This is a genomic window from Streptomyces sp. NPDC048584 (assembly GCF_043199595.1).
Classification (GTDB): Bacteria; Actinomycetota; Actinomycetes; order Streptomycetales; family Streptomycetaceae; genus Streptomyces; species Streptomyces edwardsiae.
Genome location: NZ_JBICWF010000002.1, coordinates 337,269 through 350,731 on the forward strand (window position 1 = coordinate 337,269; position 13,463 = coordinate 350,731).

Consider the following 13,463-nt stretch of genomic DNA (forward strand, 5'->3'; position numbering starts at 1 on the left):
GTGGGGGCGCGGTATTCCGCCGCGCCCCCGTCCGTGTGCCGTCAGCTCGGCCAGTACGTGCGCGTCCACGACGTCGGACCCGGGTGGGGCAGGTGGTGGGCCGCGATCCGGGACGGGTCGGACCAGGAGTCGCGGGGTGCGGGCGCGCCGGGCGGGACGGCCGACGCCGCCGCGGCGCGCGCCCGGACCACCGCCAGTGCGGCGGCCAGCTCCTCGGGGGTGGGGTTGCCCCGTACGACTTTGATCACCACAGCGGCTCCTTAGAGGGGGATGTTGCCGTGCTTCTTCGGAGGCAGGGATTCCCGTTTCGTACGCAGCTGACGCAGGCCGCGGACGATGTGCCGGCGGGTGTCGGACGGCATGATCACCGCGTCGACGTAGCCGCGCTCGGCCGCGACGTACGGGTTGAGGAGGGCGTCCTCGTACTCCCGGATCAGGCGGGCTCGGGCCTCCTCCGGGTCCTCGGAGCCGGCGATGGCGCGGCGGTGCAGGATGTTGACCGCGCCCTGCGCGCCCATCACCGCGATCTGGGCCGTCGGCCAGGCGAGGTTGAGATCGGCGCCCAGGTGCTTGGAGCCCATGACGTCGTACGCGCCGCCGAACGCCTTGCGGGTGATGACCGTGATCAGCGGGACCGTCGCCTCGGCGTAGGCGAAGATCAGCTTGGCGCCGCGGCGGATGATGCCGTCGTGCTCCTGGTCGACGCCGGGCAGGAAGCCGGGGACGTCGACGAAGGTGATCACCGGGATGTTGAAGGCGTCGCAGGTGCGGACGAAGCGGGCCGCCTTCTCGGAGGCGGTGATGTCCAGACAGCCCGCGAACTGCATGGGCTGGTTGGCGACGATGCCGACGGGCCGGCCCTCGACGCGGCCGTAGCCGGTGAGGATGTTCGGCGCGAACAGCGGCTGCGTCTCGAAGAACTCGGCGTCGTCGAGGACGTGCTCGATGACGGTGTGCATGTCGTACGGCTGGTTCGCCGAGTCCGGGACGAGTACGTCGAGTTCGCGGTCCTCGACCGTGACCGTCAGGTCCGCCTCCTCGGGGAAGGCGGGGGGCTCGGAGAGGTTGTTGGACGGGAGGTACGACAGGAGCTGCTTGACGTACTCGATCGCGTCCTTCTCGTCGCCGGCCATGTGGTGGGCGACACCGGAGGCGGTGTTGTGGGTACGGGCGCCGCCGAGCTCCTCGAAGCCGACGTCCTCGCCGGTGACCGTCTTGATGACATCCGGGCCCGTGATGAACATATGGCTGGTCTGGTCGACCATGACCGTGAAGTCGGTGATCGCGGGGGAGTAGACCGCGCCGCCCGCGCACGGACCGACGACCAGGGAGATCTGGGGGATCACACCGGAGGCGTGCGTGTTGCGGCGGAAGATCTCGCCGTACGCGCCGAGCGAGGCCACGCCCTCCTGGATGCGGGCGCCGCCGGAGTCGTTGATGCCGATGACCGGGCAGCCGGTCTTCAGCGCGAAGTCCATCACCTTGACGATCTTCTGGCCGTAGACCTCGCCGAGGGCTCCGCCGAAGACCGTGAAGTCCTGGGAGAAGACGGCGACCGGGCGGCCGTCGACGGTGCCGTAGCCGGTGACGACGCCGTCGCCGTAGGGGCGGTTCGCGTCGAGGCCGAAGTTGGTGGAGCGGTGCCGGGCGAACTCGTCCAGTTCGACGAAGGAGCCCTCGTCGAGCAGGAGGTCGATCCGTTCACGGGCCGTCAGCTTGCCCTTGGCGTGCTGCTTCTCGACGGCACGTGCGGAGCCGGCGTGCGTCGCCTCTTCGATACGACGCTGGAGATCCGCGAGCTTGCCCGCGGTCGTGCGAATGTCAGGCTGCTGCTCTTCCGGCTCGGACATCGGGATGCGGCTCCCTGCCTGCTCAAAAGGGGGGACGGTTACTCATCCGTAGCGTAGTGGGGGGCCTCCGTATCGGCAGTGCGGTCTTTCCCACACCTAGTGTGGGTTGCATGACGCCCCGAGATGACTCCGCATCCGCACACAGCCGGTGGTCCGACCTGGACCGGCCGCCTCTCAACGCCACCGCGCTGCGGCGGGGGCTGGTGCGGGCGGGGGGTCTGTGGCGGGAGGTGGACGTGGTGCAGCGCACCGGGTCGACCAACTCCGACCTCGTGGCCCGCGAGGGCGGCCTCGAGGAGGGGGCCGTTCTCGTCGCCGAGGAGCAGACCGCCGCGCGGGGGCGGCTCGACCGGCGGTGGACCGCGCCGGCCCGGTCCGGGCTGTTCTTCTCCGTGCTGCTGCGGCCGGCCGAGGTGCCGGTCGCGCGGTGGGGGTGGCTGCCGCTGCTCACCGGTGTCGCGGTGGCGACGGGGCTGTCGCGTGCGGCGGGTGTCGATACGGCGCTGAAGTGGCCGAACGACCTTCTGGTCACCGTGGGCGGCGAGGAACGGAAGGCCGGCGGGATCCTGGCGGAGCGGGCCGGTGACGACGGGGTCGTGATCGGCGTGGGGATCAATGTGAGCCTGCGCGCCGAGGAGCTGCCGGTGCCCGGGGCGGGGTCGCTGGCGCTGGCCGGAGCGGTGAGCACGGACCGGGACCCGCTGCTGCGGGCGGTGCTGCGCTCGCTGGAGGACTGGTACGGCCGCTGGCGGGCGGCATCGGGCGACCCGGGCCCGAGCGGCCTCCAGGAAACGTACGCGGCAGGCTGCGCGACACTCGGCCGCAAGGTGCGAGCGGAGCTGCCGGGCGACCGCGAACTGGTCGGCGAGGCGGTAGCGGTGGACGCCGACGGCCGCCTGATCCTGGCCACGGAGTCGGGAGTACAGGAACCGGTGGGCGCCGGCGACATCATCCACCTACGCCCCCACTGAACCCTGCCCCACCCTCCGAGGCCACCCGTGCCGCACCCCCGCCCCCGCACTCCGCTCTCCGCAGGCAATCGTGCCGCAGGGCGGCACGGATGGGCGCGACGGCACCCCGCAAGCGCCGGGCAGCGCGAACACCCCCACCCGACCCCTGCGCGGAGCAGCCCGCGCCGGGCGCCTGCCCCCCTCACCCCCGCCCCGACCTCACGGAGTGAGCTGGCGCACACCTGCCGTAGAGTTGAGCCCGGTCGATACCTGGCCATGTCAGATCGGAAGGGCACGCGTGACCGACGACTCGGGTTCCACGGACGCGCAGGGCGCCGGCGAGGATCCGCTTGCCCTGCGTCTCGAACAGCTCATCCTGGGCGCCGAGCGCCGTTACACACCGTTCCAGGCGGCCCGCAGCGCCGGCGTCACCATGGAGCTCGCCACCCGCTTCTGGCGGGCGATGGGCTTCGCCGACGTGGGCCAGGCCAAGGCCCTCACCGAGGCGGACGTCCTCGCCCTGCGCCGCCTCGCCGGTCTCGTGGAGGCGGGCCTGCTGAGCGAGGCCATGGCGGTGCAGGTGGCGCGGTCCACCGGGCAGACCACCGCCCGACTGGCCGAATGGCAGATCGACTCGTTCCTGGAGGGGCTCACCGAGCCCCCCGAGCCCGGCATGACCCGTACCGAGGTGACGTATCCGATCGTCGAACTGCTCCTGCCCGAGCTGGAGGAGTTCCTCGTCTACGTCTGGCGGCGCCAGCTCGCCGCCTCCGCCGGCCGGGTCGTCCAGGGCGCCGACGACGAGGAGATGGTCGACCGGCGGCTCGCCGTCGCCTTCGCGGACCTCGTGGGGTTCACCCGGCTGACCCGGCGGATGGAGGAGGAGGAGCTGGGCGAACTCGTCGAGGCCTTCGAGACCACCGCGGCCGACCTGGTCGCCGCGCGCGGCGGCCGGCTCATCAAGACGCTGGGCGACGAGGTGCTCTACGCCGCCGACGACGCCGGTACGGCCGCGGACATCGCGATGCGGCTGATCGAGACCATGGCGAACGACGAGACCATGCCCGAGCTGCGCGTCGGCATGGCGTTCGGCACGGTGACCACCCGGATGGGCGATGTGTTCGGTACGACCGTGAACCTGGCCTCCCGGCTCACCTCCATAGCCCCCCGCGACGCCGTACTCGTCGACAGCGCCTTCGCCGAGGAGCTGATCCGCACGGGTGACGCCCCCGCCTCCGAGGCGGCGGCGGCCGAGGCGGTGGCCGCGGCGGAGAAGGAGGGCGAGGAGCCGCCGGTCTACCGGTTCGCGCTCCAGCCCATGTGGCAGCGGCCCGTGCGTGGCCTGGGCGTCGTGGAGCCGTGGCTGCTCACACGCCGCAACGGCGCCTCCGACCCGTCGTCGTCCTAGTCCCCGGCGTCCGGGGCGCTCGGGTTCGGACCGCCGCCCACGCAGACACCGATGATCGGTACGCAGAGCCGGGGGCCGGGGGCGGGCTCGTCCGGCTGCGGTGGGGGCGGGTCGTGCGAGGGCGGTGGCGGGTGCTCCGGGCCGCGACTGCCCGGTGACGGGGACGCGGGTGGGTCCGGTCGGTGGGGCGGTGCGGGTATCGCGGGTGCGGTGACCGGGTCCGGGTCCGGGTCCGCGGCGGTCGTGGGGGGCTGAGCCGTCGACGACCGCTCCGGCGCGACGAGCGGCGCCGGATTCTTGCCGCCCAGTGCCGTGGGCGAGGACGGGCTCGTCTCCGGGACGGGTAGGGCGGCCGGGCTCGCAGTCGGGGACGCGACGGGGGCGCCCGAGTCCGTATGAGGGACGGGGCGCGGGCCCGCCTCCGTACCGAATTCCGGGCCGCCCTGGGTGGTGGCCAGACGGACCAGGGTCACGGCGCTCGCGGCCACGGCCAGGCTGCCCGCGGCCAGCAGGACCCGGCGGGGACGCGGCTTGCGGTGGCGGCCCCGGAAGCGGGAGGTGCCTGCCGGTGGTTTCTCGGTTGTCGGTGTCATGGTGATCCCTCCCCCGCGTGCACGCCCCCCGGTGCGCCGCGGTGTGCGCACGCTATGCGCTGCCGTGGGGGGCGGGGGTCCGAAGGTGGCGCGATGTCACTCGAACGGGTGGACGGGGGGTGACAAGGGAACCGGCCGTGCGCCCTTTTCCCCGGCGGGGCGGGCTGCGATGATCGGGACGAGCGGAAGTTAACCCACGTTAACCGGAGGACGGCGATGAGTGAGGAACGGTTCGGGGAGTTCGTGCTGGTGCGCCGGCATGAGCGGGGGCATGTCGCGGAGCTCGTCCTCGACCGGCCCAAGGCCATGAACGCCGTGTCGACGGCGATGGCCCGCTCCATCGCCGGCGCCTGCGTGGCGCTGGGGGAGGACCGGAGCGTACGGGCGGTGGTGCTGAGCTCGTCGCACGAGCGGGCGTTCTGTGTCGGGGCCGACCTGAAGGAGCGCAATTCCTTCAGCGACGCCGACCTGGTGCGCCAGCGGCCCGTGGCGCGCGGGGCGTACACCGGGGTGCTGGAGCTGCCCGTGCCCACGGTCGCGGCGGTGCACGGGTTCGCGCTCGGGGGCGGTTTCGAGCTGGCCCTGTCGTGCGACGTGATCGTCGCCGACCGTACGGCGGTCGTGGGGCTGCCCGAGGTGTCCGTCGGCGTGATTCCGGGCGGCGGCGGTACGCAGTTGCTGCCCCGGCGCGTGGGAGTGGCCAGAGCCGCCGAGCTGATCTTCACGGCGCGCCGGGTGGAGGCCGCCGAGGCCCGCGAGCTGGGGCTGGTCGACGAGCTGGTGGAGGAGGGGCGGGACCGGGAGTCGGCGCTCGCCATGGCGGCCCGGATCGCCGGGAACTCGCCGGTGGGACTGCGGGCGGCCAAGCGGGCGCTGCGGCTGGGGCACGGGCTGGATCTGGCAGCCGGGCTGGAGGTCGAGGACGCCGCCTGGCGGTCGGTGGCGTTCTCCGGGGACCGGGCGGAGGGAGTGGCCGCGTTCAACGAGAAGCGCAGGCCGCAGTGGCCGGGGGAGTAGGCCGCTGAGCCCCGTTCGCACCTTCCGATATCCCGATCGGCCCTGAATCTTCCTAATCTGGGGAGATGGGTGAGGAGAGGCGGCTGGCGGCCGTGGTGGCGCTGGCTCAGGGCATGGCCGCCGCGCACGGCTCGCGGGAGGCCTGGCAGGCCGCGGCCGGCGGCGCCTGCCGGGCGCTGGGCGGGAGCTTCGCCGCTCTGTCGGTGTGGGAGCGCGAGCTGGGGCGGCTGCGGGTGCTGGTGAATGTGGGGGAGCTGGCCGAGGGGGAGGAGGAGTTCCCGGAGGACGAGTCGTATCCGGTGCACCAGTTCGCCGAGATCACCGAGTTCCTGCACGAGCGGTGGGCGGGCGGCGGTGAGCCCGACGCGTGGGTGGAGACCGCCGAGGGCCCCTCGGCGGGGCAGGCCGGCTACTGCCACCAGCGGGTCGTGGCGCTACGGCGACGGGGGCGCGGCTGCTGTGTGGTCGCGCCGATCGTGCTGCACGGGCGGGCCTGGGGCGAGCTGTATGTGGCCCGGCCGGCCGGGGTGCCCGTCTTCGGGCGGGGCGACGCCGACTTCGCCACCGTACTGGCCGCCGTCGTGGCCGCGGGGATCGCGCAGACCGAGCGGCTGGAGGAGGCCCGGCGGCTGGCGTACACGGACTCGCTGACCGGGCTGGCGAACCGGCGTGCCGTCGATGCGCGCCTCGACGAGGCCGTGGAGCGGCACCGGCGGGACGGGGCGGTCGTCAGCCTCGTGGTGTGCGATCTGAACGGGCTGAAGCGGGTCAACGACACGCTGGGCCATGCCGTCGGGGACCGGCTCCTCGAGCGGTTCGGGAGCGTGCTGTCGCTGTGCGGCGCCATGCTGCCGGGGGCGCTGGCGGCGCGGCTCGGCGGGGACGAGTTCTGTCTGCTGGTGGTGGGGCCGCCGGCCGACGAGGTCGTCAAGACGGCCGAGGAGGTGTGCCGGCGGGCCGTGGAGCTGGGGATCGGGGACGGAGTCGCCTGCGGGGTGGCGTCCACCGAGGATCCCGTCGGGCCGGTGCGCTCCGCCCGGCGGCTGTTCCGGCTGGCCGACGCGGCGCAGTACCGGGCCAAGGCCGAGCGTGCCGCGCATCCCGTGGTGGCCGGCCGGGAGGGGCCCGGCGATCCCGTCGTACGGCTCGCGGACGAGCCGTCGCGGGCGCCGGACGGGGAGCGGCGGCGGTTCCGGGGACGGCATTCGCCGTAGCGTGCGGGTAAGGGGCGCGGGCGCGATCCGGTGGTGACATCATCGAATTCAGTGCGTACGCTCCTGAATATGGATATGCACACTGTGGTGGTGGGAGACGGGCGGGCCTCCGGCGTGACCGCGTCCGATGTGCTCGCCGTGGCGCGCGGCGGGGCCCGAGTGGAACTGTCGGCGGAGGCGGTGGCCGCCCTCGCCGCGTCCCGCGAGATCGTGGACGCGCTGGCCGCGAAGCCGGACCCCGTCTATGGGGTGAGCACCGGCTTCGGCGCCCTCGCGACCCGGCACATCAGCCCCGAGCTGCGGGCGCAGCTGCAGCGCAACATCGTCCGCTCGCACGCCGCCGGGATGGGGCCGCGCGTGGAGCGCGAGGTCGTCCGCGCCCTGATGTTCCTGCGGCTGAAGACCCTCTGCTCCGGGCGCACCGGCGTCCGGCCCGAGGTGGCGCAGGCGATGGCCGACGTGCTGAACGCCGGCATCACGCCGGTCGTGCACGAGTACGGCTCCCTCGGCTGCTCCGGCGACCTGGCCCCGCTGTCCCACTGCGCCCTCGCGCTGATGGGCGAGGGGGACGCGGAAGGCCCCGACGGCGGTGTGCGTCCGGCCGGTGAACTGCTCGCCGAGCACGGCATCCGGCCCGTCGAACTGCGCGAGAAGGAGGGGCTCGCCCTGCTCAACGGCACCGACGGCATGCTGGGCATGCTCGTCATGGCCCTCGCCGACCTGGAGCTGCTGTACAAGTCCGCCGATGTCACGGCCGCCCTCAGCCTGGAGGCGCTGCTCGGCACCGACAAGGTGCTCGCCCCCGAGCTGCACGCCATCCGCCCGCACCCCGGCCAGGCCGCCAGCGCCGCCAACATGCTGGCCGTACTGAAGGATTCGGGGCTGACCGGGCATCACCAGGACGACGCGCCCCGCGTCCAGGACGCCTACTCGGTGCGCTGCGCCCCGCAGGTCGCCGGCGCCGGCCGGGACACCCTGGCGCACGCCAGGCTGGTCGCCGAGCGGGAACTCGCGGCCGCCGTCGACAATCCGGTGGTACTGCCCGACGGGCGGGTGGAGTCCAACGGCAACTTCCACGGGGCGCCGGTCGCCTATGTCCTGGACTTCCTCGCCATCGCCGTCGCCGACCTCGCCTCCATCGCCGAGCGGCGCACCGACCGGCTGCTGGACAAGAACCGCAGCCACGGACTGCCGCCGTTCCTCGCCGACGACGCCGGCGTGGACTCCGGGCTGATGATCGCCCAGTACACACAGGCCGCCCTGGTCAGCGAGCTGAAGCGGCTCGCCGTACCGGCGTCGGCGGACTCGATCCCGTCCTCAGCCATGCAGGAGGACCACGTCTCCATGGGCTGGTCGGCGGCGCGCAAACTGCGCACGGCCGTCGACAACCTCACCCGGGTCGTCGCCGTCGAGCTGTACGCCGCCGCGCGGGCCGTGGAACTGCGCGAGGGGCTGACCCCGGCGCCGGCCACCCGGGCCGTCGTCGCGGCCGCGCGGGAGGCGGGTGTGGGCGGACCCGGACCGGACCGCCATCTGGCCCCCGACCTGGCGGCGGCGGACACCTTCGTACGGGACGGGCGGCTGGTCGCGGCAGCGGAGACGGTCACCGGGCCGCTGAACTGAACCGGCCGGGGCCCGGCGGCCGTTCCGCCGGGTCCCGCGCGCGTCGTCTCAGAACTCCAGACGTTCCCGGCGTACCGAGTAGACGACGAACCCGGCGCCGAGGAGGAGGCAGGTCGTGCCGCCGGCGATGTACGGAGTGCTGTCGAAGCTGCCCGTGTCCGCGAGGCGCACGTCATCGCCGACGCCGCTCTCCAGTGACGCGGTCGTGGTGGTCGACATGACTCTCGCCTGCTCCGTGACCTGCGGAGACGGGTCTGTCTGAGTCGCGTCCGACACCGAGGTGGCGTTCGCGGACGGGACGAACCACAGGGCGCAGAGCAGGGTGCCCGCGGCGGTGGCGGTCAGCAACGGACGGAGCGCGGATGACACGGAATATCGATCCCCTTGTGGCACTGGCGAATTGGCCGTGTGGGGCGATGTTAGTGAACAGTGCGGGTCACAGGAAAGTCACGGGGGCCACGGGCCGTACGCTCCGGTCATGAGCACCCCAGAGACATCACGTTTTGTACGGCTTCGCGTGGAGCTCGTCCTCGAGATCGAGGACGAGGACGCGGTGACCAAGGCGGCCCTGAGCCGGATCGCGGACGACGAGAGCATGCCGGACGAGGAACGGGCACACGCCGAGAGCGCTGTGACGGAAGACACGGCCGAGGCCCTCGCCCAGCTCGTCGACCCGTTCGACCTCGTCGGCGAGGTGCCGGGCGTAGAACTGCTGCAGGCATCCTGGAGCGGCGAGGAGGTCGACTACGACCCCGACTCGGCGGAATGGGACCTCGACGAGGACGATGACGACGCGCCCTACGACGAGGAAGAGGACACGGAACGCGCCGGCTGAGGGATCTTGGCGAAATCGTGATCCCGGGCGGCAACCGCCGCCCGGGTGACGACGTCTCAAGCGACGGAGCACGAGCGGCGCCCGCGCCCGTCCGCCCCGTGGACGTGGCGAGCCCCACATCCACGGGCCGTGGGGAACGGCGACAGCCGGTCGTAGCGTTGAAGGTTGTGGACGAGGTCCCTCTGTCTTCGTGTGAGGGCTCGTGGGGTTGGGATTCGGCAACGATGGAGAAGCGTGTGATGACGGACGGTAAGCGGCGGCGCAGGGGTCTGGCGGCCGCGTCCGCTCTGCTCGGCGGAGTGCTGGTGCTGTCGGCGTGTTCCGGCGGTGACGACGGCGGCTCCGACAGCGGCAAGGGCGACTCGCAGGCACAGGTCGACGAGGCGGCGGCGAAGAAGTCCTCCCAGGCGCAGATCAAGATCACGCCGAAGGACGGCTCCAACAACGCCTCCATCAACAACTCCGCCGCCGTGACCGTGGCCAAGGGCACGCTCACCGAGGTGAAGATGACCACCGCCGACGGCACCGCCGTCGCCGGTGAGATATCGGCCGACAAGAAGACCTGGAAGCCCAGCGCCCAGCTGGAGCGCGCCACCACCTACAAGCTGTCGGCCACCGCCGAGGACTCCGAGGGCCTCGCCGCCCACGAGAACGCTTCGTTCACCACGGTCGCCCCCGACAACAGCTTCATCGGCACCTTCACCCCGGACGACGGCACCACCGTCGGCGTCGGCATGCCGGTGTCGATCAACTTCGACAAGGCCATCACCAACAAGGCCGAGGTGCAGAAGGGCGTCACCGTCACCAGCAGCAGCGGCCAGGAGGTCGTCTGCCACTGGTTCAACGCCAACCGCATGGACTGCCGGCCCGACGAGTACTGGCAGGAGGACTCCACCGTCACGCTGAAGCTGGCGCTCGACGGTGTCGAGGGCGCGGACGGCGTCGTCGGCGTCCAGCAGAAGACGGTCACCTTCAAGATCGGCCGCAACCAGGTGACGTACGTCGACGCCAAGACCAAGCAGATGAAGATCACGCAGGACGGCAAGACCGTCCGCAGCATCCCGATCTCCGCCGGGGCGCCGGACAACAAGACGTACGAAGGCCAGATGGTGATCTCCGAGAAGTTCAAGGAGACCCGGATGAACGGCGCGACGGTCGGCTTCACCGACGACGACGGCAAGGGCGAGTACGACATCAAGGACGTGCCGCACGCCATGCGGCTGAGCACCTCCGGCACCTTCATCCACGGCAACTACTGGGGCGCCAAGTCCATCTTCGGCAGCGTCAACACCAGCCACGGCTGCGTGGGCATGTCCGACGCCAAGGGCGCGAACGACCCGAGCACACCGGGCGCCTGGTTCTACGACAACTCGATCGTCGGTGACGTGGTCGTCGTCCAGAACACCGGCGACAAGACCATCGCTCCGGACAACGGCCTCAACGGCTGGAACATGAGCTGGGAGCAGTGGAAGGCGGGCTCGGCGGTCTGACGCCGGCCGCGCACGCGGCACCCACCCCACCACACCCGCCGATGCCGCCGTCCGCCCCCGCAGGGGGCGGACGGCGGCATCGGCCGTCTTCTCATCGGGCTCTTATCGGGCGCTTATCGCTTCATCACACGGCGTCCCTACCTTGCGGCCATGTTCTTCACCTACCTGAGGCGCGAGTTGCGCCGCCGCAGAAAGGCGGCCCTCGTCGTCGCCTCCGGTCTCGCCCTGGGCATCGCGCTGGTCGTCGTGGTCAACTCCGTGTCCTCCGGCATGAGCAGGGCCCAGGAGAAGGTCCTGCAGTCCCTGTACGGCCTCGGCACGGACATGACCGTCACCAAGGCCGCGGAGGCCCAGGACACCGGCGAACGGCCCCGGTTCCGCTTCGACGCCCAGGACGACGGCTCCGGCGAGGAGCAGAGCAGCGACCGTGTCATGGTGCAGGGCTTCCAGACCCTGGCGGGCTCCACCGTGGGCAAGGTCGGCGAACAGGACGGTGTCGCCGACGCGGTGGGCGGACTGAGCCTGCAAGTCCTCAAGGTGAGCGGCGAGTTCACCCGCGGCCAGTTCCAGCAGGACGGCCGGGCCGGCGAGGGCGGTCAGGGCGGCGGCCCCGGCGGCGGCCAGTCCTCCCCGCAGGGCCGGGTCCAGGGCGGCGGCGCCGACTTCGACGTCAACAGCTACACCGTCTACGGCACCGACGTCACCGAGCCCGCGCTCGGCCCGCTGACCTCCTCCGAGATCACCGACGGACGCACCTTCAAGACGACCGAGACCAATGCCGAGGTCGCTGTCGCCGACTCCGCCTACGCGAAGGAGAAGGAGCTCGAGACCGGGGACACCGTCACCGTCAAGGGCACCAAGTACGAGATCATCGGCATCGCCACCGCCACCAGCGGGGACGCCGCGGCCAACCTCTACCTGCCGCTGAAGCAGGCGCAGACCCTCGCCGACGCCAAGGACAAGGTCACCACGATCTACGTCCAGGCGACCGACTCCCAGCAGATCGACAGCGTCAAGTCCGGGATTCAGCAGAACATCTCCGGTACGACCGTCACGACCTCCGCCGACCTCGCGGACACCGTCTCCGGTTCCCTGTCCACCGCCTCCTCGCTCGCCGCGGGTGTCGGCAAGTGGCTGTCGATCGTGGTGCTCGTGGCCGCGTTCCTCGTCGCCGGCCTGCTCACCTCCTCCGCCGTCTCCCGCCGGGTGCGCGAGTTCGGCACCCTCAAGGCACTGGGCTGGAAGTCCGGCCGGGTGACCCGGCAGGTGGTCGGCGAGTCCATGGTCCAGGGCCTGATCGGTGGCGCCCTCGGCATCGCGCTCGGCCTGGCGGGCGCCTACGCCGTCACCGCCGTCAGCCCCACCCTCCAGGCCCAGCTCGGCGGCGGCAGCGGTGGCGGTGGCGGCATGGGCGGACCCGGCGGCGGCATGGGCGGCCCCGCCCGGCAGACGGCGGCCAAGACCCTCGACGTCGCCCTCACCGCCCCGGTCAGCCTCACCACCCTCGCCTTCGCGGTCGGCCTCGCGGTGGCCGGCGGTCTCGTCGCCGGCGCCTTCGGCGGCTGGCGCGCCTCCCGGCTGCGGCCGGCCGACGCGCTGCGCCGCGTCGAGTAGCACCCGTCCGGCACCCGGCACCGGGGCCCGCCCACGGCGGACGGCCCCACCCCCGTACGCGATCCAGGAGCAGACCCATGTACGAACTCAGAGGCGTCACCCGGCGCTACACGCGCGGCAAGGAGACCGTCCACGCGCTGGACGGCGTCGACCTGACCATCCCCGACGGCGACCGGCTCGTCATCCAGGGACCCACCGGCGGCGGAAAGTCCACGCTGCTGCAGATGCTCGGCGGACTCGACCGGCCCAGCTCCGGCGAGATCGTCCTCGACGGCACCGACCTCGCGAAGCTGCCCGAGGCCCGGCTCACCCGGGTCCGCAGCGAGAACATCGGCTTCGTCTTCCAGTCGTTCAACCTGATCCCCACGCTCACCGCGCAGGAGAACGTCGAGACCGCGCTCGTCCCGCTCGGCGTCAGGACGCGGGAGCGCAGGGAGAAGGCCGCCGAGGCGCTGGCGTCGGTCGGTCTGGGCGAGCGGCTGGCGCATCTGCCGGGCGAGATGTCCGGCGGCCAGCAGCAGCGCGTCGCCATCGCGCGGGCGCTGGTGAAGGAGCCCAAGGTGCTGCTCGCCGACGAGCCCACCGGAAACCTCGACGAGTCGATGCGCGACGAGATCATGGACGTACTCGTCCGTATGTGGCAGGAGTTGGGGCTGACCTTCGTCATGGTCACCCATGACTCGGCCATCGCGAAGGCGGCCCCGCGCGTGGCGACGATCCGCAAGGGCCGGATCACCGTGAAGGAGAACACCCGGGCCTGACCCGGAAATCCCCAACCCCGCGATCGTGTAACGGAGTTCCGGCGGTGGTGTTACAGCCGCCCGTCGACTTCGGCACCGTTTCCGGAGTCCCTTGAGACGCGTGATCAC

Annotated in this window: 13 protein-coding genes; 9 read left to right on the plus strand and 4 right to left on the minus strand. The window is 72.1% G+C overall.

From position 1 onward, the window contains the following. Positions 1-41: 41 nt before the first annotated feature. Together ACGFR9_RS05780 and ACGFR9_RS05785 are read right to left on the minus strand one after the other, a co-directional pair. Positions 42-251, minus strand: coding sequence for an acyl-CoA carboxylase epsilon subunit (locus tag ACGFR9_RS05780; protein WP_393203267.1), 210 nt, complete (start codon positions 249-251; stop codon positions 42-44). Positions 252-260: 9 nt separating this feature from the next. Further along, positions 261-1,850, minus strand: coding sequence for an acyl-CoA carboxylase subunit beta (locus tag ACGFR9_RS05785; RefSeq protein ID WP_393203269.1), 1,590 nt, complete (start codon positions 1,848-1,850; stop codon positions 261-263). Positions 1,851-1,960: 110 nt separating this feature from the next. Here ACGFR9_RS05785 and ACGFR9_RS05790 point away from each other — a divergent pair, with 110 nt between their 5' ends. Together ACGFR9_RS05790 and ACGFR9_RS05795 are read left to right on the plus strand one after the other, a co-directional pair. After that, positions 1,961-2,821 (plus strand): biotin--[acetyl-CoA-carboxylase] ligase, encoded by an 861-nt coding sequence (locus ACGFR9_RS05790; protein ID WP_393203271.1) that lies wholly within the window; start codon positions 1,961-1,963, stop codon positions 2,819-2,821. A gap of 277 nt (positions 2,822-3,098) precedes the next feature. Then, positions 3,099-4,208: an adenylate/guanylate cyclase domain-containing protein gene (locus ACGFR9_RS05795; protein WP_393203273.1), complete on the plus strand. Its 1,110-nt coding sequence runs from the start codon at positions 3,099-3,101 to the stop codon at positions 4,206-4,208. Here the strand turns inward: ACGFR9_RS05795 and ACGFR9_RS05800 are convergent. Then, a complete protein-coding gene (locus tag ACGFR9_RS05800; RefSeq protein ID WP_393203275.1) occupies positions 4,205-4,801 on the minus strand; it encodes a hypothetical protein in 597 nt (198 codons plus the stop codon). The genes ACGFR9_RS05795 and ACGFR9_RS05800 overlap by 4 nt on opposite strands. A gap of 216 nt (positions 4,802-5,017) precedes the next feature. Here ACGFR9_RS05800 and ACGFR9_RS05805 point away from each other — a divergent pair, with 216 nt between their 5' ends. The 3 genes from ACGFR9_RS05805 to hutH all read left to right on the plus strand — a co-directional run bounded on the left by ACGFR9_RS05805 (position 5,018) and on the right by hutH (position 8,655). Continuing rightward, the gene (locus ACGFR9_RS05805) at positions 5,018-5,818 is read left to right on the plus strand and encodes an enoyl-CoA hydratase/isomerase family protein (protein WP_393203277.1); all 801 of its coding nucleotides are present in this window, start codon (positions 5,018-5,020) and stop codon (positions 5,816-5,818) included. Positions 5,819-5,883: 65 nt separating this feature from the next. Beyond that, on the plus strand, positions 5,884-7,032 hold the full coding sequence (locus tag ACGFR9_RS05810) for a diguanylate cyclase domain-containing protein (protein WP_393203279.1): 1,149 nt from the start codon (positions 5,884-5,886) through the stop codon (positions 7,030-7,032). Positions 7,033-7,107: 75 nt separating this feature from the next. Further along, positions 7,108-8,655, plus strand: a complete 1,548-nt coding sequence (hutH, locus tag ACGFR9_RS05815; protein ID WP_393204002.1) for a histidine ammonia-lyase — start codon at positions 7,108-7,110, stop codon at positions 8,653-8,655. Between the two features lie 48 nt (positions 8,656-8,703). Here the strand turns inward: hutH and ACGFR9_RS05820 are convergent, their stop codons facing one another. Next, complete coding sequence (locus ACGFR9_RS05820; RefSeq protein WP_393203281.1) at positions 8,704-9,024, minus strand: LAETG motif-containing sortase-dependent surface protein; 321 nt, start codon at positions 9,022-9,024, stop codon at positions 8,704-8,706. Positions 9,025-9,133: 109 nt separating this feature from the next. Between ACGFR9_RS05820 and ACGFR9_RS05825 the strand changes: the two genes are divergently transcribed. The 4 genes from ACGFR9_RS05825 to ACGFR9_RS05840 all read left to right on the plus strand — a co-directional run bounded on the left by ACGFR9_RS05825 (position 9,134) and on the right by ACGFR9_RS05840 (position 13,355). Then, positions 9,134-9,490 carry a hypothetical protein gene (locus tag ACGFR9_RS05825; protein WP_393203283.1) on the plus strand — a complete coding sequence of 119 codons (357 nt, stop codon included), beginning with the start codon at positions 9,134-9,136 and terminating at the stop codon, positions 9,488-9,490. Between the two features lie 239 nt (positions 9,491-9,729). Continuing rightward, positions 9,730-10,980 carry an Ig-like domain-containing protein gene (locus ACGFR9_RS05830; protein ID WP_393203285.1) on the plus strand — a complete coding sequence of 417 codons (1,251 nt, stop codon included), beginning with the start codon at positions 9,730-9,732 and terminating at the stop codon, positions 10,978-10,980. Between the two features lie 150 nt (positions 10,981-11,130). Continuing rightward, positions 11,131-12,594, plus strand: coding sequence for an ABC transporter permease (locus tag ACGFR9_RS05835; protein WP_393203287.1), 1,464 nt, complete (start codon positions 11,131-11,133; stop codon positions 12,592-12,594). A 77-nt stretch (positions 12,595-12,671) separates the two neighbouring features. Then, entirely contained in the window at positions 12,672-13,355 is a 684-nt protein-coding gene (locus tag ACGFR9_RS05840; protein WP_393203289.1) for an ABC transporter ATP-binding protein, read from the plus strand. Positions 13,356-13,463: the final 108 nt, after the last annotated feature.